Origin of the sequence: Streptosporangium sp. NPDC002544 (genome assembly GCF_040295965.1) — a bacterium.
GTDB lineage: Bacteria > Actinomycetota > Actinomycetes > Streptosporangiales > Streptosporangiaceae > Streptosporangium.
In genome coordinates, this window is sequence record NZ_JBEOWJ010000043.1 from 64,573 (window position 1) to 83,803 (window position 19,231).

Consider the following 19,231-nt stretch of genomic DNA (forward strand, 5'->3'; position numbering starts at 1 on the left):
ACGGGTGCGCCATCGGCGCCTGCGGGTCCTGCGGGTCCTTCCGGTCCGGGTGCGCCGTCAGCGCCTTCCGGTCCTGCGGGTCCTTCGGGTCCGGGTGCGCCGTCAGCGCCTGCGGGTCCTGCCGGTCCCTCGGGTCCGGGTGCGCCGTCAGCGCCTGCGGGTCCTGCCGGTCCCTCGGGTCCGGGTGCGCCATCGGCGCCTGCGGGTCCTGCGGGTCCTTCCGGTCCGGGTGCGCCGTCGGCGCCTGCGGGTCCGGGTGCGCCATCGGCGCCTGCGGGTCCTGCCGGTCCCTCGGGTCCTGCGGGTCCTGCGGGTCCCTCGGGTCCGGGTGCGCCGTCAGCGCCTGCGGGTCCTGCCGGTCCCTCGGGTCCTGCGGGTCCTGCGGGTCCTTCCGGTCCGGGTGCGCCGTCGGCGCCTGCGGGTCCGGGTGCGCCGTCAGCGCCTGCGGGTCCTGCCGGTCCCTCGGGTCCTGCGGGTCCTTCCGGTCCGGGTGCGCCGTCAGCGCCTGCCGGTCCTGCCGGTCCTTCCGGTCCTTGTGGTCCTGCGGGTCCCTCGGGTCCGGGTGCGCCGTCAGCGCCTGCGGGTCCTGCCGGTCCCTCGGGTCCTGCGGGTCCTTCCGGTCCGGGTGCGCCGTCGGCGCCTGCGGGTCCTGCCGGTCCCTCGGGTCCTGCGGGTCCTTCCGGTCCGGGTGCGCCGTCGGCGCCTGCGGGTCCGGGTGCGCCGTCAGCGCCTGCCGGTCCTGCGGGTCCTTCCGGTCCTTGTGGTCCTGCGGGTCCCTCGGGTCCTGCGGGTCCTTCCGGTCCGGGTGCGCCGTCGGCGCCTGCGGGTCCGGGTGCGCCGTCAGCGCCTGCGGGTCCTGCGGGTCCTTCCGGTCCTTGTGGTCCTGCGGGTCCCTCGGGTCCGGGTGCGCCATCGGCGCCTGCGGGTCCTGCGGGTCCTTCCGGTCCGGGTGCGCCGTCAGCGCCTGCGGGTCCTGCGGGTCCCTCAGGTCCGGGTGCGCCGTCGGCGCCTACCGGTCCGGGTGCGCCGTCAGCGCCTGCCGGTCCTGCCGGTCCCTCGGGTCCTGCGGGTCCTGCGGGTCCTTCCGGTCCGGGTGCGCCGTCGGCGCCTACCGGTCCGGGTGCGCCGTCAGCGCCTGCCGGTCCTGCCGGTCCGGTTGCGCCAGCGGGCCCTCGTGGCCCCACCGGGCCTCTGGGCCCTGCGGGACCAGCAGGACCCTGGACTCCGTCGGGAATCCGGCACAGGAAGATTGGCAGGCCCAGCCACCTGCACAGCGGGATATAAGCCGAACTGTCCGAGGTCGGCTGCGGCTGCAATGCGCCCTGGATGATTGCCTTGGTGCTGGAGAGGTCGCGGGCGTTAACCGTTCCGGGGACGGAGATGAAGCTCGTGCAAATAGTGGAAATCGTCAGAAGACAGGGGTCAACCTGCGTTCCCTTGACGGATTCGATTCTCTCGGGACGAGCCTGCGCCGAAGTCGAAAGTTGTGAATCGGCTGAAACTGGGACAGGGGAGTGCAGAAGAAGGACGGCCCCGGCGAGCGCGCCGCCCGCAAGGGTCCGTTTCATGAAAATAGACACGTGCGTTGTCTCTCCCGTTGCATTCAGCGAAAACACTGTGCGGCCATTCTTTGAACGCTCGGGAGGTGGCGGGAGAAGTGTCGATCGAATCAGGTGTGGAAGCTTGATGAGGGGTGCGCGTTTCTTTGCTTTCCGTAAATTTGAATCGCCACACAAAAGCCCAATATCCTTGTTGTGGCAATTAATTGGATAAGTAAATTATGTTCGCTCAAGTCGGACAATGGGCAGACTGGGCGGTGATTGAACGTAGGTCTCGACGCCGCCCGACACCAGCTGTGGGCCGAGGTCGGAGCCGTCATCGTCACCGTTGAAAACGCTCGCCCGTGGAGCGCGCTCCACCGCCGGGAAGTGCTCGTCGAACATGATCTTCGTACGTCGTACGTGTAACGTTGCGTGATGTGCGCGGCCGGGAGGTTCCCGGTTCGAACGGGGCGAAGTTTTCGTGATCACCCGGAAGGGGCGGAAGGCGGATTCGCGCGGGCGGGCGACCAGCGGGCCGCCGCGTTGCCGTGGCAGCGTTTCCTGTTTCCCCGGACGGGTACCACCGGCCGGCCACCCACCACCCCGACCGGTCTTGTAGGCGACCGGTGGTGCGGCGGGAAGCCTGCCCGGTGCCGTTGCAGGCGGGTCGCGGAGCTCGAGAACGAATAGGGAAACGGAGCCTGGTCCTCCCCGGCTTCGGTCGTGGGGTGGGTCAGGACGGGATGGGGATGTGGATCCTGGGCAGGCTCTCGGGTTCCTTGCCGGGATAGTCTCCACCCAGCATGGTGGCCACTGTGTAGAGATGCCAGGCCTGGTTGGGCTTCTTGAGGACGGGTTCGGCGAACAGCGCACGAACCTCGTCGGGGTTGACGATGGGCGTCAGCAGGTCGAGGCGACCCAGGACATGGTCGCGTATCAGGCCGGTCAGCTCCGTACCGGGGCTGGTCCGCCAGTTCCAGCCACCGCCGCCGGTTTTCGGCGCGGTCAGCACCTGCGGCCTGCGCTGCCAGGGGTAGTACCGCTTCCCGGCGGTGAATCGCCACGGCTTGCCCTCGATCGGGATGTCCCTGAGCGACGGGGCCAGGACGCCGAGGAGTTCGTAGATGACCTCCTCCGACAGCCGCCAGGTCTGGTCGAGACCCAGCGCGGCGCGGACCACCCGGTTGTCGAGGAAGGGCCAGATCTGGTCGCCACGGCGCAGCGAGCCCGCCCGCGACCCCGCGTGCCAGCGGCCGACCTTGTAGGAGATGTACATGTGGTCGAGCGCCTCCAGCGGAGCCCGCTCTCGCCACGGCCCGGCCAGCTCGCGGGCGTGCTCGTTGGCCGCCTCGCTGAACAGCGCCGGATCTCGCAGGAAGGTCACGTCCACCCGGCGGCGCAGCGCTTTCTCCCCCAGGTCGGTCTGGAGCAGCAGCAGGCCGCCGGCCCGCAGGATCTCGCCGCTCTGCCCGGACATGGTCGGCTTGGCGCTGTAGGGGAGGTAACCGACGACCGACTCGTACGCCGATGTCATGCCCTCGCAGGCGCGCAGCGTCTCGTAGGCCCGCGCGAGCGGGTGCTCGACGACGATCGCGTCCTTCTTCTCGGCGCGGGCCGGGGGGATGACGGTGTGCTCGACGTGGAGCGCCTGGGCGACGCGCCCGGCGAGGATCACGTCGGGGTGGGTGTCCAGGCCGTTGGTGGTCGCGCGCAGCGGGATGCCGGCCGCGTGCAGCACCGCGGCGATCAGGCGGCTGTCCCTGCCACCGGTGAGCGCGAGGTTCACCGGTTCCCCCGCCGCGCGTAGCGGCTCCACGGTGGCCAGCAGCGCCTCGGCCAGTTCCCCGACGAGCTCCTTCTTCCGCCTGCGCGACTCCGGTGCCGGCACGGCCGTCGGGAGCGGGGTCGTGGTGATCGTACGGGTGCCGCCCCTGACGGTCACCGACGAGGACGGCGGCAGCGCGCTCACTCCGAGGTAGGGCGTCTCGTCGGACAGGAAGTATCCCTGCCGGACCATCGACTGCAGCGCGAGCACGTCCCAGTCGACGCGCTCGCCGCAGGCGAGATGGACCAGGAGTGCCCGGCTGCCGATCACATGCACGTCGGGCGTCTCGGCGTAGTAGACCGGGCAGACCCGGTGGATCGCGGTGGCGGCCGACAGCTCGCCCCCGGTGGCCCGGAACACCGAGAAGCACCCGCCGACCGCCTCGCTGTCCAGCGTGGTCATGCCCGCCAGCCGGTTCACGTCGTCCGGTGCGGCCAGGTAACCGTTCACCCCGGTTACCCGGTCGTGCTCGGTCATCAGCGGCGGGGGCTGCCGCGAGTCGTCGGGCTCGTTGGTCCAGGCGAACATGGTGATGCCGGGGCGGTGCCACTCGCGCGACCTGATGACCTCCGGCGGCACGGGGAACGCGCTGTCGATCACGCTCCTGACACGGTGCAGCATCGCCTCCGGTATTCCGGCTGCCGGATCTTTGGCCGCGAGGCCGAGGTACACGCGCATGACGAAGGATCCTATGTCGCGTTTTTTCAGGACGGCTGGGAGTCCGGCCGGACAGCATGGCCGAGATGAACGAGATGCTGCCACACGCCGTCACCGGTACGGCGACCGTGGCCCGCGGTGTCCGTGACGACCGGCTGGGGCCGCCCACCCCCCGCGAGGACCTCGACGTGCGGGCCCTGCTCGGGCTCAGCGGGCGGGATCCGGCCTGGAAGCCCTGATCACGTGCCGAACACGGTTTGCGCTCGCTTGGGTCAAGCTCCCGGCGGGAGGCCGGAAGGAGCCGTCGTAGGGGGTGACACGCATCCCTAGGAGGCGACATGAAGTCACGCCCGCTCGCCACTGCCCTCGCCGCGATCGTCCTGCTGACCGCCGCCGCCTGCGGAGGGGCGTCGGACGGGAAGGGAACCGCCAGCCAGCCGATGCCCGAATCCGGCAAGCAGGTCCCGCGGCCCTCCCTCGCCGAAACCGGTGGCCCGGCCACCTCCGGGGTCGAGGACTCCGAGGCCGACGCCGCCAGGCAACGTGACACCGCCGCCGAGCAGATCTCGACCTTCGCCCTCGACGTGGACACCGCCTCGTACGGCTACAGCAGGCGGACCATCCAGGAGGGCAGGTTGCCGGAACCTGGTCAGGTCCGGCCCGAGGAGTTCGTCAACGCCTTCGCGCAGGACTACCGGGAGCCGGACGACGACGGCTTCACCGTGCACATGGACGGTGCCCGTACGCCGGGGAACGGCGCCGCGCTGCTCCGTGTCGGCCTGCAGACCCGCAGGGCGGATGCGGAGGCCCGGCGCCCGGCGAACCTCACCTTCGTGGTGGACGTGTCCGGTTCCATGAGCGAGTCCGGCAGGATCGACCTGGTCAGGGAGGCCCTGCACAAGCTCGTCGACCAGCTCGGGCCCGGTGACCAGGTCTCCATCGTGGCCTTCAGCGACCGGGCGGACGTCGTCCTGTCCATGACCCCGGCAACCGACAGGGACCGGCTCCATGCCGCCGTCGAGCGCCTCGCCATAGGACGGTCGACGAACCTGGAGGAGGGGCTGACCAGTGGCTACGCGGAGGCCGCGACGAGCTTCAGGGCGGTGGCGGTCAACCGGGTCATCCTGCTCTCCGACGGACTGGCCAACGTCGGTGACACCACCTGGCAGGGCATCCTCGCCCGGGTCGAGGAGGCCGCGGGCAAGAGGATAACCCTGCTGTGCGTCGGCGTCGGCCGCGACTACGGTGACCAGCTGATGGAGCAGCTCGCCGACAACGGGGACGGTGCCGCGGTCTACGTCAGCTCCGCCGACGACGCGCGCAAGGTCTTCGTCGAGCAGCTCGCCACCAACCTCGACCTGCGCGCCCGCGACGCCAAGGCGCAGGTCGTGTTCAACCCCTCGGCCGTGGAGTCGTACCGTCTGATCGGCTACGAGAACCGGCGACTCGCGACCGAGGACTTCCGTGACGACGCCAAGGACGGCGGCGAGATCGGCCCCGGTCACTCGGTGACCGCCCTGTACGAGGTGCGGCTGCGTGGCGGGGCGTCGGGTCAGCTGGCCACCGCCACCGTACGCTGGCAGGACCCCGACACCCGCGATCCCGCCGAGGCCACTCGCGCCCTCGCGGTCGGTGACCTGGCGGCCTCGCCGTGGCGGGAGTCCGCACCGAGGTTCCAGGTCGACGTGGTCGCCGTGGGCTTCGCCGAGTATCTCCGCGCTCGAGAGGGGATCGCCGGAGCGGACCCCGGGGATCTCGCCGCCCATGCCACCCGGCTGGCCGCGTCCACCGAGGACCCCGCGGTGACCGAGCTCGCCACGCTGATCGAGAAGGCCATGTCGCTAAGGTAGGCACCCGCCCGCGGCCCGTACGCGACCTGCGGCCCCGAGGCGAGCCGGCCCTCATGGCGGCCCGCCTCGGCGGTTACAGGGTGTGGAGTGATTTCCTATACACTGGCGGGGACGCCGGGCAGGGCCCGGCGACATCGGTTGACACCGAGGGGCTATGGCGCAGTTGGTAGCGCGCCTCCATGGCATGGAGGAGGTCTGGGGTTCGAATCCCCATAGCTCCACTCCTCACGAAGGGCGGCCAGATGGCCGCCCTTCGGTGTTTTCCCGGACGAATCGCTCTCAGTCGAGCTCGTAGTCGAGGTGGAAGGAGTGGGCGCCGTCGTCGTTGACGATCTGCCCCCCGCCCCGGATGCCCAGTAGTTCCCCGGTGCCCGAGTCGGGAAGGATCGTCCAGCTCAGCTCCGACTCCCCGGCGTGTGCCGTGGCCGTGTGGTGGAGCACGAAGGTGCCCTTGCGGCCGTGCGCGGTGCCGGTGAAGCGTTCGAAGCCCGCGTAGGCCGCCGATGTCTCGACCGGGGCGACCGCGGTGATGATGTCCGTGCTGCTGGTGCCGACCAGGTCGCCGTCGAAGGTCTTGGTGATGTGGACGCGGGAGAGTGTGGCACCTTCGGCCTCGTCGTAGGGGTGCGGATCCCAGCTGTCGATGGTGAAGGTTCCGGTGGCACGAGGCATATGTGGGCTCCCTTGGCAGGTCTCAGCTCTTGTGCTCATCCTGGCGCCTATACCTGTCATCTAATGTCAGATACGGGGCTCCCCATCCGTTACCGCGGCGGCGAGCAGGGGGCGCTCTAGGAAAGGCGCCATTTATCCATGTTCCAGGTGATGGTCGACTGCGCGGGGTTCGGGACGACGTTCTGGAGCGTCTCGTCCCACGCGCTGAGGCCCGGATGCTGGAACAGCGGGATGGTGGCCAGGTCACTCCAGAGCCGCTTCTCTATCTCACCGATGATCGGGTCCTGGGCGGCCAGGTCAACGGTCGAGTTCAGCTCCTTGATGAGGAGGTCGACCCGCCTGCTGGAGTAGCAGCCGTTGTTGTTGCCCTTGCTGTGGGCGTCGCACTTCTGCGGCGAGGTGAAGCTGGAGGCCCAGCCACTGACCAGGGCCGAACCCGACCAGGCGAACAGCGCCACGTCGTAGCCGTTGGTCGGCATCACGGTGCCCAGGAAATCCTCGGAGCCCTTGTCGACGACCTTGAATCCGGCCTTGTTGCAGGAGTCGATGATGAGCTGCACCGCCGCGGTGCGGCGCGGGTTCGGGGTCTGGTAGCCGATGCTGACCTCCAGCCCCGTCTGGCCGGCTTTCCGCAGCAGTTCCCTGGCACCCGCGATGTCCTGTCGCGTGTACACGTCGGCGCTGCCGCTGGCGGTCACGACCGCGGCGCTGTTGGCCTGGAACGGAGCCACGGTGCGAACCTGCAGGGGCCTGGCCGCGGGTGCGACGGGCCTGATCAGGTGGTCGACGATGAGCTGCCTGGGCACGCATCTGGCGAACGCCTCGCGCAGCCTTCTGTCGCGGAACGGGCTGGAGTGGAAGTTGAAGTCCAGGTGCTCGTAGGTGTACTTGTCGGAGACACTGACCTTCACCCCCCGCAGGGACTGCAACTGCTTGAGCACCTCGGGTCCCGGCTGCGGCTCGACGATCTGGACCTCGCGGTTCTGCAGTGCCTGCGCCTGCTCGTCGAGGGTGATGAAACGCTCGACGATCGTCGGAGTCGCGGCGGGGGTGCCCCACCACCTGTCGTTGGCGATGAGGGTCAGCCGCTGCCCGGCGTCCAGCTTGGAGAGCTTGTACGGTCCCGAGGAGGGGATCAGCCTGGCCTCGGGCAGCCTGCCCTCGGAGACCCAGCCGTCGTTGAAGAACTTGATGCCCTCGGCGAGCTTCTTCGAGTCGGCGTTCTTGACCGCCGCGATGAAGTCCTCCTCGGACAGGCCGTCCTGCTCGGCGACCACGTGGGCGGGCAACATCTCGGTCGCGCCGGGGCCGCCGGCCACCCAGTCCGCGAACGGCTTGTCGTAGACCAGGGTGAACTCCTTGCCGCCCTTCTCGCAGTCGGGGACCTCGGTGTCCTGGACGCCGTTGGTGTCGGCCGAGGCGAAGCCCTTGACCTTGCCGGATCGGAAGGCCCACCACAGCATGACGTCGTCGCAGTCGATCGGGGTGCCGTCGGACCAGACCGCCTTGGCGTTGATCGTGTACTTGACGCTCAGCGGATCGTCGGAGATCTTCTCGTAGGTTCCGAAGTCCTTGTCGGGGACGATCGCGCCCTTGTCACCGTAGAACCAGAAACCCGTGAGCACCCGCTGCAGGGGTGCCGCGTTGCGCGTGGCGTTCTCGGCGGTGGTGTTGTTGTTGTAGGAGTGGAACTCCTGCTCGTACGCGTAGGTGATGGTCTCGGCCGGTTGGATCGACTCCGAGTCCGACGCCGTCGGGTCGTCCGTCGGATCGGCGCTCGCGCAGGCGCTGAGCAGGAGCGAGCCGCATGCCAGCAGTGCCAGGATCCCTGCCGGCCTTCGTGTGTGGAACACGGCACACTCCTCTGATCGCCCGTTCTCCGGCCGGTCCCGTAACGGCCCCGCGGAGCGCGAGTGTCGTCGCTCCCGCACGGCCGCGCGGGACCGGAGACCGGTCTCGCGTCTCCCCGTGACCATGCCGGATGCGAGACCCCCAGTTGACGAGAATAGAAAAAACGGAACCTTTGAGCGAATTCTCCCAGTATGTGAGATGGCCATTACCGGGTTCCCGGCGTGCCCGCGTACGGGAAGGGCATCCGTACCGGGAAAAGCGGCGGTACCACCGGAGCGAACATGGCCCGATCCTTGTGGATATTGGCACTCGGGCCACTCGCGCGGAGCGTTTCGCCCCCCGATTATGGGGCGCATGACAACGACTCTTCGGGCGCCCGAACGTAAGCTGCACCGCGCCTGGATCGTGGCGGGAGTCGCGTTCGTGGCCATCCTCGGCGCGGCCGGGTTCCGGGCGACGCCCGGCGTGCTGATCACACCGCTCCAGGAGGAGTTCGGCTGGTCCCGGGGCACGATCTCGCTGGCCGTCTCGGTCAACCTCATGCTCTACGGGCTGACCGCGCCCTTCGCGGCAGCGCTCATGGACCGTTTCGGAATGCGCAGAGTCGTGACGTACGCCCTGCTGCTGGTCGCCGCGGGCAGCGGGTTGACCATCCTGATGAACGCCCCCTGGCAGCTCGTCCTGTGCTGGGGTGTCCTGGTCGGCCTCGGCACCGGCTCGATGGCCCTGGTCTTCGCCGCGACCCTCACCGAACGCTGGTTCGTCCGCCACCGCGGCCTCGTCACGGGTGTGCTCACCGCGGGCGGCGCCACCGGGCAACTCGTCTTCCTGCCCGTCCTCGCGCACCTGGCTGCCGACAGTGGCTGGCGGTCGGCCGCCATCACGGTCGCCGTCGCGGCTCTGGCCGTGGTCCCCCTGGTCTGGTTCCTGCTGCGTGACCGGCCCGAGGACGTGGGCACCACGGCTCTGGGCGCCGACCCCGCCGCACCCTGGGCCGTGCGGCCCGCGCGGACCGGTGGCGCCGCCTCGCGGGCCCTCGGCGTGCTGTGGAGCGCCGCGCGTACGCGCCCCTTCTGGCTGCTCGCAGGGGGGTTCGCGATCTGCGGGATGAGCACCAACGGCCTGGTGGGCACCCATTTCATCCCCGCCGCCCACGACCACGGCATGGCCGAGCCGGTCGCCGCCGGGCTGCTCGCGCTGGTCGGGATCTTCGACGTGGTCGGCACCGTGGCGTCCGGGTGGCTGAGCGACAAGATCGACTCGCGCGTCCTCCTCGGCGCCTACTACGGGCTGCGGGGCCTGTCGTTGATGGCCCTGCCAAGCCTGTTCGGGGCCACCGCCGAGCCCAGCATGCTGGTCTTCATCATCTTCTACGGCCTCGACTGGGTGGCCACGGTCCCGCCGACCGTCGCCCTGTGCCGCCAGATCTACGGTTCCGACGGGGCTGTGGTGTTCGGCTGGGTCTTCGCCTCCCACCAGATCGGCGCGGCGGTCGCCGCGGTCGCCGCGGGAGTCACCCGTGACCACTTCGGTGCCTACGACCTCGCCTGGTACGCCGCGGGGTTGCTCTGCTTCGCCGCCGCGCTCATGTCGGTGGTCATCACCAGGAGGCAGGCATCCTTGAAGGTCTGACCGCCTCCCTGTCCGGAAGGGACGGGCAGCCGGGCCACGGTCGCCGGGTGGACAGATGTGGAAGGTACTCGTTCCCGAAGTGTGATGGGGATCCCGCACGGGAAAACCGGATTTGTCGTACGCTCCCGATCGTGCTCGATGGGTTGGGTGGGACTCAGGGGACCCGGGAGACGGGTCCCGCGCCGACATATGTGACCGCCGAGGCGGAGACGTCGGAGTTGCCGAAAATCGTGGTGGAGAGCCCCTCGAAACCATCGGACTCACCGGTGAAGCGGTCCCGTATCGGCGACCTGCCGATGCGAGTGATCTACCGCATCCTGGCCGTGGGCGTCGCGCTGGTCCTGGCCGCCGTCGCGGCCGTGGTCGGTTTCGTCTCCTCGGGCTCCTCAGATCAACCGGGCGAGGGAAAGACGGGGCAGATCGCCGCGCCATCTGCCGCGCCACCCTCGCCCGGTCCGGGCTCGCCGGAGCCGTCCACCCCGGTGTCGGCCCCGGCGTCCGCCTCGGCGTCGGAGCAGGCGTCCCCGTCGGAGAGTCCTGCCGAGACGGCCTCTCCGTCCCCCTCGCCCGAGGGCTGGGAGCCGGCCCCCGACCGCAGCGCCGTCATCGCGGCCCTCGCCGACCCCCGGGTGCCCGAACTGCCGCGTGACAAGCGGCTCGGCCGGCTCCCCGGCAAGGCGTACAAGAGCAAGCGCCGCATCGAGGACGACAGGACGGGGGTGTCGCTGATCCGTTTCGGCAAGCCCTGGAAGGTCTTCGGCGCGTCGCCGTTCTCCACCAAGCAGGTGCTGCCGAAGGTGAAGGGGATCGCTCACCGGGCGATGCTCGTGAGCTGTCCGGTGCCGATCCTGGTGCAGCGGGAGGCGAAGGACACCGCACTGCTGGCGGCCCGATGGACACTCAACCACCACCCCAAGGGCAGCAGGATCGCCTGGGTCGCCTCGCAGCCGATCAAGGACGGCTGGCTGCTCGCCTACCGGGTGAAGTACAAGATCAAGGGCAAGACGCGCTCCTCCATGGCCGCCCTCGCCGTGGTCGAGGCTCCCGGCGCCAAGCCCGCGATGCTCTTCGTGACGATCCCCGACACCCAGAGCAAGCGCTGGCGCGATATCAACACCGCGGTCTCCTCCCTCAGATTGAAGTAAGCCCCATCTGGGCAGGAATCGCCATATCTATGTGATCTGGTGAAACTCGGGGGAATTTCACGGCAGGCCGCTCCATCGCCACCTGCGCGACGACCTCCCGCCCGCTCGCCGGGCGCGAGGTTCCCTGTTCGGGGCGCAGGCGAAGGACGGCCTCGGTTCGAGAGCCCGGACTGAGCCGGGTGTCCTGGGCGTCCGTCCAGGCAGGCTCCCCCAGCCGTCGAGGGGGAAGTCTTGAAGCGACCGGCGTCTCAGGAACGCAAGGGGTCTGACCAGGACACGGCCGACAAGCAGCGCGGATCCAAGCCCTGGCGGTCCGAGGGCCTGCCCGACGGGCCGCCCGCCCCGCAGCGCCCGAGGATCAACTGGGTGCGTTTCCTGGTGACCATGCTCATCGTCTACGCGGGCTTCTTCATCGTCTCCTCGTTCTTCGGCGAGGTCACCGAGCCGATCTCCTACACCCAGTTCACCGATCAGGTGCGGGCGGGGAACGTCAGGGACATCTACGCCACGGGTACCTCGATCCAGGGCACCCTCAAAAAGCCCGCCCGCGACCCCGACAGCGGCAACGCCGAGTACGACAAGTTCTCCACCGAGATACCGGTCTTCGCCGACCAGGCCGCCCTCTACCGGCAGCTCACCGCGACGGGCGTGAACATCAAGGCCGAGCCCGTCGGCGGCCGGAGTTTCCTGTCCAACCTGCTGCTCTCCCTGCTGCCGGTCCTGCTGCTGGCGGGCCTGTGGATCTGGTTCATACGGCGCTCGGCGTCCGCGATAGGCGAAGGGCTGGGCGGTCTCGGCGGGCTCGGTGGCCTCGGCAGGTCGAAGGCGGCCAAGCCGGTGGAACCGGCCAAGGTCCGGGTCGACTTCGACGACGTCGCGGGCATCGACGAGGTCGAGAACGAGGTGGCCGAGGTGGTCGACTACCTCAAGGACCCCGACAAGTACCGGAGGCTGGGGGCGAAGCTGCCCAAGGGGGTGCTGCTCACCGGGCCGCCGGGCACCGGCAAGACACTCCTCGCCCGCGCCGTGGCGGGCGAGGCGGACGTGCCCTTCTTCTCGGCGAGCGCCTCGGAGTTCATCGAGATGATCGTGGGGGTCGGCGCCTCACGGGTGCGCGAGCTGTTCGACGAGGCTCGCAAGGTCGCACCGTCGATCATCTTCATCGACGAGATCGACGCGATCGGCAGGGTCCGCGGCGGCAGCACCATCGGTGGCCACGACGAGCGCGAGCAGACTCTCAACCAGATCCTCACCGAGATGGACGGCTTCACCGGTTCCGAGGGCGTCATCGTGATCGCCGCCTCCAACCGGGCGGAGGTCCTCGACCCGGCGCTGCTCCGTCCTGGCCGGTTCGACCGTACCGTCGTGGTGTCGGTGCCGGATGTCGAGGGGCGGCTGGCGATCCTCCGGGTCCACAGCAGGGGCGTGCCGCTCGCCGACGACGTGGACCTGGAGCGGCTGGCCAGGACCACCCCCGGCATGACCGGTGCCGACCTGGCCAACCTGGTCAACGAGGCGGCGCTGCTCGCCGCCAAGCGCGGCCACGACAGGGTGCGCGCCCCCGACTTCGCCGACGCGCTGGAGAAGATCCTGCTCGGTGCGGCCCGCGCCGTCGTGATCCCGCAGGAGGAGCGCAGACGCACCGCCTACCACGAGGCCGGTCACGCGCTCCTCGGCATGCTCCAGCCCGGCGCCGACCCGGTCAGGAAGGTGTCGATCATCCCGCGTGGGCGGGCGCTCGGTGTCACGCTCTCCACGCCCGACACCGACAAGTACGCCTACGACGAGAAATACCTGCGCGACCGGATCGTCGGTGCCCTCGGCGGCATGGCGGCGGAGCAGGTCGTCTACGGGGTGATCACCACCGGTTCGGAGAACGACCTGGAGCAGGTCACCGTGATCGCCCGCGGCATGGTCGGCCGCTGGGGCATGTCCGCCAGGATCGGCCCGCTGAGCGTGCTGCCCGGCGCCGCCGACGGCCAGCCCGCCGCCGCCCCCGACACCCTCGCCGCGGTGGACCAGGAGGTCCGGCGCATCGTGGACGAGTGCTACGAGGTCGCCATGGCGGTCCTGGAGGAGAACCGTGAGCGCCTGGACGGCATCGTCGCGGCCCTGCTGGAGCACGAGACCCTCGGCGAGGCGGAGGCGTACGCCGCCGCGGGCCTTCCGCGGGGCGCCGCCCCTGGACTTCCCCCTTCGGGACCACCCCCGCAGCTCCCGCCCTCGCCCCACGCCTGACCCGCGAGCCGCCGCCCGGGCACGCTGCCCGCGGCCTTTGACCGGCCGCCCGGCCTGCGGAGGCCTTCGCCCGCGGCGAGGGGACGGCGGGAGCCGCGCTAGGCTCGATCGGCGTGACCCAGATCGTTCTCGCCTCCGCGTCCCCTGCCCGCCTCGCCCTGCTCCGCAGCGCCGGACTCGATCCCAAAGTAATCGTCAGCGGTGTGGACGAGGAGGCCGTCACCGCCGACAGCCCGAGCGAACTCTGCCTCGCGCTGGCCCGCGCGAAGGCGGCTGTGGTGGCCGAGGGCCTGACCGACGGTCTGGTCATCGGCTGCGACTCGGTGCTGGAGCTCGACGGCCGGGCCTACGGCAAGCCGTCCTCTCCGGCGGAGGCGGTCGCCCGCTGGCGGGGCATGCGCGGCCGCGAGGGCCGTCTGCTCACCGGCCACTGCGTGATCGACGCCGCGGACGGGCGCGAGGTGGCGGAGGTGGGCGCGACGGTCGTGCGTTTCGGCACCGCCACCGACGACGAGATCGCCGCCTACGTCGCCACCGGTGAGCCTCTCCACGTGGCCGGAGCCTTCACCCTGGACGGCCGCGGCGGCTGGTTCGTCGACGGCATCGACGGCGACCACGGCAACGTCCTGGGCATCTCCCTGCTCCTGCTGCGCCGCCTCTTCGCGGCCCTCGGCGTCTCCGTACCCGGCCTCTGGCAGCGCGCCTGACGTCCACGATCCGGCCCGCGTCCGCTTTCGCCGGTAAGGGCTGTGAGGAGCAGTCCCGGTTGACATCCGATCCCGATAATCTTCCGCCATGGGTCATTTCCGCTCCTTTCTGGACGGCATCGGGTTCTTCTTCCAGGGACTGCGCTGGGTCGCGCGATATCCGCGCTGGTGGCTGTTCGGGTTGATCCCGGCGCTGATCGCGTTCGTCCTCTACGCGGTCGGCCTCTACTTCCTCGGCAAGAACGCGCTGGACATCGCCGCGTGGGGCACGCCGTTCGCCGACGGATGGAGTGAGGCGGCGCGGACCGCGCTGCGCGCGCTGGTCGGGCTGGCGCTCTTCGGCGCGGGGCTGGTCCTGGCCGTGGTGACCTTCACGGCGATCACCCTCACCCTGGGCGACCCCTTCTACGAGAAGCTCTCCGAGAAGGTGGAGGAGACCTACGGGGAGGTGCCGACAGGGTACGAACTCCCGCTGTGGAAGTCGATCCCCAGATCCATCAGGGACAGTCTGGTCACCCTCGGCTGGCTGTTGCTGTTCACGATCCCGCTGTTCTTCCTCGGCTTCGTGCCGGTGGTCGGGCAGACGGTGGTTCCGGTCCTGGGCGCCCTGGTCTCGGGTTTCTTCCTCACGATCGAGCTGACCGCACTGGCCCTGGAGCGCAGGGGACTGGCGCGCAAGAGCCGCTTCGGCCTGCTTCGCGCGAACAAGGCCCCCGCGCTCGGCTTCGGGGTCCTGCTCTTCCTGCTCTTCCTCGTCCCGTTCGTCGCGATCATCGCGATGCCTCCCGCCGTGGCCGGTGCGGCCATCATGGTCCGCACCCGGCTGGCCCCGCCCCTCCTGTCGGCGGAGAGGACGGGATGAGAGGCGCCTGAGGAGGCGCCCGGCCGTCGCGCGTCTCGCCCCGGGCGCCGCGATCGCGTGAGGGGGACGGTCCGGTGGGTCTCCACGGACCGGCGATCGGGATCAGCCCGGCTGTGGACGGCCGCACGTTCCGTCCACAGAAAGGAGTTCGGGCCGAAAGACACGGGAGCGGGTCCGGGAGGCTTCCGGCCATGACAACAGAGAGCCCGGACTCGCCCGAGTCCCTGTTCCCGCCGGTTTCCCAGCCCCGGCTCCTGCTCGGCTCCACCGAAGACGTCCTGGGCGCGGTCCCCTACCTGCTGGGGTTCCATCCCGCGGAGAGCCTGGTCGTCATCGGCCTCACGGGCGGTCTGCCCAGGAGCAGGCTGCACCTCACCGTCCGATGGGACCTGCCCCTGGCGTCCGGCGGCCTCGGCGACATCGTTCCGCTCTTCCGGAAGGAGAATGTCACGCAGGTCGTCATGGTCGGCTATGGTCCAGGCCCGCTGGTGACCCCGGCCATCGACGAGGCCGGTGCACTGTTCCGCGGGGGCGGTCTCACCGTCGTCGACGCGCTCCGGGTGGAGGACGGCCGTTACTGGTCGTACGGCTGCTCACGGACCGACTGCTGTCCCGTCGAAGGCGTGCCGTACGAGCGGCGGGCCACCGTCATCGCGGCCGAGGCGATCCTGCACGGACTGGTCGCGTGGCCGGACAGGCAGGCGCTGGAGCGCTCACTCGACCCGGTCACCGGGGCCGCGCGGGTGGCCATGCGTGAGGCGACGGGCCGCCTCATGGCGGAGTTGAGCGGCAGGCTCGCCGGATGTCGTGACGCCGACGGGCTCGCGGTGGAGTTCGTCGCGGAGGGGGTGACCAGGGTCCGCGAGGCGATCGCCACCTACGCCTCGGGCGACCGGCTCGACGACGATCAGGCGGCCAGACTGGGGCTGGACCTGGCGGTGATCAGGGTTCGCGACGAGGCGTGGGCGCTGGTCACCGACGACGGGCATGACGCGCATCTCAAGCTCTGGCACGACCTCACCCGGAGGCTGGAACCGAGGTTCGTGCCCCCGGCCGCCTCGCTGCTCGGCCTGGTCGCCTGGCGGCGGGGCGACTCCGCGCTGGCGGGCGTCGCCCTCACCCGGGCGCTTGAGGCCGATCCCGGCTACTCGATGGCTCACCTGCTCATGCACGCGATCCACCACCTGGTCCCGCCACACGCCCTCAACGACAGGATGCCCAGCCCCGAGGAGCTGGACCAGGAGATGGGCAGCCCCAAGATGGCCTGGCTGCTCCCGATGGCCGCGTTGCTGGAAGAACCCGGTGGCCCCGCGCACGATGCGACCACCGGGTTCCTGGCTCAGCCCTCCGCGCGCTTCTGGCGCTCGTTGTAGGCCCTCATCCGGGGGGGATAGCCGGTCAGTTGCACGTCGTAGACGGGCAGGGCCAGGTCGCGGGCCACCTTGCGAATCACCGCGGGGGAGCCGACCCGGCGCCGGGTCCATTCGCCGTCGTCGGCGACGGCCACCGCCGTGGTGTCGGTCGCGAACGTCTCCGGCTCGACGTAGAACTCCACGCCCCGGCGTGACTTCGCGAAGGCGATGAGCGTCTCGATGTCGGCGTCGGTGGCATCGCGGTCGAACTTGGCGATTTTCGGCCCGCGCTTGCGCCTCAACCCGTAGCGATCTCGCCATCTCATGTCTCTTTGTATACCTCTCCTGCTCGATCCGCGGTGAAAGGCCAAGGGTCGGTTTCAGGGGCCTATAAGGGTTCATCCTGATATACGGGGCCGACAATCTGGACGAGCATTGAGGTCGAAGAGGCGACGAAAGGGTATCGGTCTCATGGCAGGCACAACGGTATCGGTGGGTCAGTGGCACGGGGAGTGCCGATGAGCGGCCCTGGGCCCGGTTACGCGGAGCTCCGGGTCAGCAACCAGGATCGTGAGCGGGTGGTCGAGCACGTCCAGGCCGCCTATGCCGAGGGAAGGCTCGACAAAGCCGAGTTCGACGACAGGCTGGAGCGGGCGATGACGGCCCGCGTGCACGGCGACCTCATGCCGATCATGAACGAGCTGTACGGTACGCAGCCGGTCCGGCCCGCGTTCCAGCCGCCGGTCACGCCCCAGGCGGCGTACGGCCACCACGGGCACCTCGGCAGGCGGGGTGGCGACACCGGAGCGGAGCGTCTGGGCGCGGCGGCGGCGCACCTGCTCCCGCTGGTCGGCCTGCCCGTCCTCGGCCCGGTGGTCATGATGCTCACCGCGGGCAAGACCTCGCCTTACATCCGGGCACACGCGGTGGAGGCTCTCAACTTCCAGCTGACGCTGATCGCGGCCACCATCGTGCTGGCGATCACGGTGGTGGGCGTCGTCCTGACGCCGCTGCTCTGGATCGGCGGCGTGGTGCTGTCCGTCATCGGTGGCGTCGCGGCGATGGGCGACGGAGACTTCCGCTACCCCCTCACGCTGCGCCCCGTGAAGTGACCCGGTGAAGGCCGGGAGGCGTCAGAGCATGAGGGAGCGGACCATGTCGACGGTGTCGGCCTGGTCCGCCGTCTTGTCGGGGCGGTAGCGGATGACCCTGGCGAAGCGCAGAGCCATGCCGCCGGGGTAGCGGCTCGACTGCTGCACGCCGTCGAAGGCGATCTCGACGACCAGCTCGGGGCGGACGGTGACCGTCCAGCCGTCGGTGGGGCCTTCGGCGATGCCGAGGAAGCGGTCGGTCTGCCAGGCGAGCAACTCGTCGGTCAGGCCCTTGAAGGTCTTGCCGAGCATGACGAATCCGCCACGCGGGTCGCGGGCGCCCAGATGCAGGTTGGAGAGCCTGCCCTCGCGGCGGCCATGACCCCATTCGGCGGCCAAGACGACGAGGTCGAGCGTGTGCCGGGGCTTCACCTTGATCCAGCCGGCTCCGCGCCTCCCGGCGGCGTAGGGCGTCAGGAGCGACTTGACCACCACGCCCTCGTGACCGCCCCTGATCGCGTCCTTGAAGAACGCCTCGCCGTCCGCGACGTCGCCGGTGACAAGACGCGGGGTCACCAGCTCCGGGGGCACGGCCGCGGCCAGGGCCGCGTGACGGTCCGCACCCGGCAGGTCGAGCAGGTCGGCGCCGTCGACCCGCAGCGCGTCGAAGAAGAAGACGCTCAAGGGGGTCTTCTCCCGCGCTCGCGGTACGTCGGTGCGGCTGGACACGCGGCCGGAGGTGACCTGGAAGGGCTCGGGGCGGCCGTCGGGGCGCAGCGCGATGACCTCGCCGTCGAGAACCAGGTCGCTGGAGGGCAGGGCGCTCACCGCCTCGACCAGCTCGGGCACCTGGGTGGTGATGTCGTCGAGGGCGCGGGTGAAGACGGACACCCGGTCGCCGGAGCGATGTGCCTGGACCCTGACCCCGTCGAGCTTCCACTCGACGGCGACCGGGCCGCCGAGCTTGCCGAACGCGGTCGCGACGGAGGTGGCGCTCTGGGCCAGCATCGGCGACACCGGCCGGCAGACCTCCAGGTGAAAGGCGCGCAGCGCCTCGACCCCGCCCGCCAGGGCGGCGGCACCGACGGCGGGAAGCCAGCCGCGAAGCGTCAGCGCCCGCCTGACCTCGGCGGCCGGCACCCCGGCGGCCTTCGCCACGGCCTCGATCATCACCCCTTCGAGTGCGCCCTGGCGCAGCTCGCCTCGGAGCAGGCGTGACAGGAAGACCTGTTCCTGGCGGGTGAGGGCGCCGAACAGCTCGGCGACGAGTGTCCTGCGTGCGCTCTGCGAGCCGGGGCCGGCCAGGGACTTGATGCGATCGAGGAGGTCGTGGACCTCGCGCAGGGTAGCGGTGGCGGCCAGCCGGGGCTCGGGCGGATCCTGCAGGCTCGTCCAGCCCACACCGACGTTGCGTTGTGGCAGCTCTCCGGAGAGGTAGGCGATGGCGATCTCCGCCTCGTCCGGCTCGACCCGGCCGAGCAGCTCCGCGAGATGCGCGGTCTTCGCCAGCCGGGCGGAGCCGGCGGCCACGGCCGCCGAGGTGCGCGCGAGGTCGATCAACAACACAGTGGCCAGCCTAAGAGCTGTAAGCGACATTTCGGTGAAAGGGGGGCCTGCTTTTCACCGAAATCGCAGCGTGGGGCCCTGTCGTTCACGATGGCGAGGAGGTGAGGTCCCCGGCGCGGGTCGCCCTCCCCGAAAGCATGCGCGAAAGCGGGGTGGGGGGGGGGCGCCGGCCCCCGACGGCCAGAATATGTGAGGGGCGCGCGCCCCCCACCCAAGGGACACAAGAGACCAGGACTCCTCGA

The 19,231-nt window shown here is 70.2% G+C and carries 15 protein-coding genes and 1 tRNA gene; 10 read left to right on the top strand and 6 right to left on the bottom strand.

Translation table 11 applies throughout. The features are described 5' to 3' along the window. On the bottom strand, nt 1-913 hold a 913-nt coding region (locus tag ABT061_RS42320), incomplete at its 3' end, for a hypothetical protein (protein WP_350928935.1). 1,361 nt (nt 914-2,274) lie between these two features. After that, nucleotides 2,275-4,044: an asparagine synthase-related protein gene (locus ABT061_RS42325; RefSeq protein ID WP_350928937.1), complete on the bottom strand. Its 1,770-nt coding sequence runs from the start codon at nt 4,042-4,044 to the stop codon at nt 2,275-2,277. 65 nt (nt 4,045-4,109) lie between these two features. Here ABT061_RS42325 and ABT061_RS42330 point away from each other — a divergent pair, with 65 nt between their 5' ends. The 3 genes from ABT061_RS42330 (at nt 4,110) to ABT061_RS42340 (ending at nt 6,094) form a co-directional block, all read left to right on the top strand. Further along, nucleotides 4,110-4,262 (top strand): hypothetical protein, encoded by a 153-nt coding sequence (locus ABT061_RS42330; RefSeq protein ID WP_350928939.1) that lies wholly within the window; start codon nt 4,110-4,112, stop codon nt 4,260-4,262. Between the two features lie 99 nt (nt 4,263-4,361). Further along, complete coding sequence (locus ABT061_RS42335; RefSeq protein WP_350928941.1) at nt 4,362-5,873, top strand: vWA domain-containing protein; 1,512 nt, start codon at nt 4,362-4,364, stop codon at nt 5,871-5,873. A 148-nt stretch (nt 5,874-6,021) separates the two neighbouring features. Next, a tRNA-Ala gene (locus tag ABT061_RS42340) sits at nt 6,022-6,094 on the top strand. 58 nt (nt 6,095-6,152) lie between these two features. Here ABT061_RS42340 and ABT061_RS42345 read toward each other — a convergent pair. Both ABT061_RS42345 and ABT061_RS42350 read right to left on the bottom strand, forming a co-directional pair. After that, complete coding sequence (locus ABT061_RS42345) at nt 6,153-6,545, bottom strand: DUF3224 domain-containing protein (RefSeq protein WP_350928943.1); 393 nt, start codon at nt 6,543-6,545, stop codon at nt 6,153-6,155. Between the two features lie 116 nt (nt 6,546-6,661). Then, a complete protein-coding gene (locus ABT061_RS42350; protein ID WP_350928945.1) occupies nt 6,662-8,398 on the bottom strand; it encodes an ABC transporter family substrate-binding protein in 1,737 nt (578 codons plus the stop codon). A gap of 352 nt (nt 8,399-8,750) precedes the next feature. Here ABT061_RS42350 and ABT061_RS42355 point away from each other — a divergent pair, with 352 nt between their 5' ends. From ABT061_RS42355 to ABT061_RS42380, 6 genes are all read left to right on the top strand, one after another. Further along, complete coding sequence (locus ABT061_RS42355) at nt 8,751-10,028, top strand: MFS transporter (protein WP_350928947.1); 1,278 nt, start codon at nt 8,751-8,753, stop codon at nt 10,026-10,028. 131 nt (nt 10,029-10,159) lie between these two features. Continuing rightward, a complete protein-coding gene (locus ABT061_RS42360; RefSeq protein WP_350928949.1) occupies nt 10,160-11,173 on the top strand; it encodes a hypothetical protein in 1,014 nt (337 codons plus the stop codon). Between the two features lie 231 nt (nt 11,174-11,404). Continuing rightward, nucleotides 11,405-13,411, top strand: a complete 2,007-nt coding sequence (ftsH, locus tag ABT061_RS42365) for an ATP-dependent zinc metalloprotease FtsH (protein ID WP_350928951.1) — start codon at nt 11,405-11,407, stop codon at nt 13,409-13,411. Between the two features lie 113 nt (nt 13,412-13,524). After that, complete coding sequence (locus ABT061_RS42370) at nt 13,525-14,118, top strand: Maf family protein (protein WP_350928953.1); 594 nt, start codon at nt 13,525-13,527, stop codon at nt 14,116-14,118. Between the two features lie 88 nt (nt 14,119-14,206). Beyond that, the gene (locus ABT061_RS42375) at nt 14,207-14,980 is read left to right on the top strand and encodes an EI24 domain-containing protein (RefSeq protein WP_350928955.1); all 774 of its coding nucleotides are present in this window, start codon (nt 14,207-14,209) and stop codon (nt 14,978-14,980) included. A gap of 191 nt (nt 14,981-15,171) precedes the next feature. Continuing rightward, complete coding sequence (locus tag ABT061_RS42380) at nt 15,172-16,353, top strand: DUF4192 domain-containing protein (RefSeq protein ID WP_350928957.1); 1,182 nt, start codon at nt 15,172-15,174, stop codon at nt 16,351-16,353. On the opposite strand, the gene ABT061_RS42385 is transcribed toward ABT061_RS42380, so the two are convergent. Then, on the bottom strand, nt 16,320-16,658 hold the full coding sequence (locus tag ABT061_RS42385) for a hypothetical protein (protein ID WP_350928959.1): 339 nt from the start codon (nt 16,656-16,658) through the stop codon (nt 16,320-16,322). The genes ABT061_RS42380 and ABT061_RS42385 overlap by 34 nt on opposite strands. A 192-nt stretch (nt 16,659-16,850) precedes the next feature. Between ABT061_RS42385 and ABT061_RS42390 the strand changes: the two genes are divergently transcribed. Beyond that, complete coding sequence (locus ABT061_RS42390; RefSeq protein ID WP_350928961.1) at nt 16,851-17,444, top strand: DUF1707 and DUF4870 domain-containing protein; 594 nt, start codon at nt 16,851-16,853, stop codon at nt 17,442-17,444. Nucleotides 17,445-17,465: 21 nt separating this feature from the next. On the opposite strand, the gene ABT061_RS42395 is transcribed toward ABT061_RS42390, so the two are convergent. After that, nucleotides 17,466-18,989 carry an ATP-dependent DNA ligase gene (locus ABT061_RS42395; RefSeq protein ID WP_350928963.1) on the bottom strand — a complete coding sequence of 508 codons (1,524 nt, stop codon included), beginning with the start codon at nt 18,987-18,989 and terminating at the stop codon, nt 17,466-17,468. Nucleotides 18,990-19,231 lie beyond the last annotated feature (242 nt).

Excerpts from the sequence above, each read along its gene's own strand:
- ABT061_RS42325 (WP_350928937.1), bottom strand. The coding sequence starts at position 4,044 with ATGCGCGTGTACCTCGGCCTCGCGGCCAAAGATCCGGCAGCCGGAATA.
- ABT061_RS42330 (WP_350928939.1), top strand. The coding sequence starts at position 4,110 with ATGAACGAGATGCTGCCACACGCCGTCACCGGTACGGCGACCGTGGCC.
- ABT061_RS42335 (WP_350928941.1), top strand. The coding sequence starts at position 4,362 with ATGAAGTCACGCCCGCTCGCCACTGCCCTCGCCGCGATCGTCCTGCTG.
- ABT061_RS42345 (WP_350928943.1), bottom strand. The coding sequence starts at position 6,545 with ATGCCTCGTGCCACCGGAACCTTCACCATCGACAGCTGGGATCCGCAC.
- ABT061_RS42355 (WP_350928947.1), top strand. The coding sequence starts at position 8,751 with ATGACAACGACTCTTCGGGCGCCCGAACGTAAGCTGCACCGCGCCTGG.
- ABT061_RS42375 (WP_350928955.1), top strand. The coding sequence starts at position 14,207 with ATGGGTCATTTCCGCTCCTTTCTGGACGGCATCGGGTTCTTCTTCCAG.
- ABT061_RS42380 (WP_350928957.1), top strand. The coding sequence starts at position 15,172 with ATGACAACAGAGAGCCCGGACTCGCCCGAGTCCCTGTTCCCGCCGGTT.
- ABT061_RS42385 (WP_350928959.1), bottom strand. The coding sequence starts at position 16,658 with ATGAGATGGCGAGATCGCTACGGGTTGAGGCGCAAGCGCGGGCCGAAA.
- ABT061_RS42390 (WP_350928961.1), top strand. The coding sequence starts at position 16,851 with ATGAGCGGCCCTGGGCCCGGTTACGCGGAGCTCCGGGTCAGCAACCAG.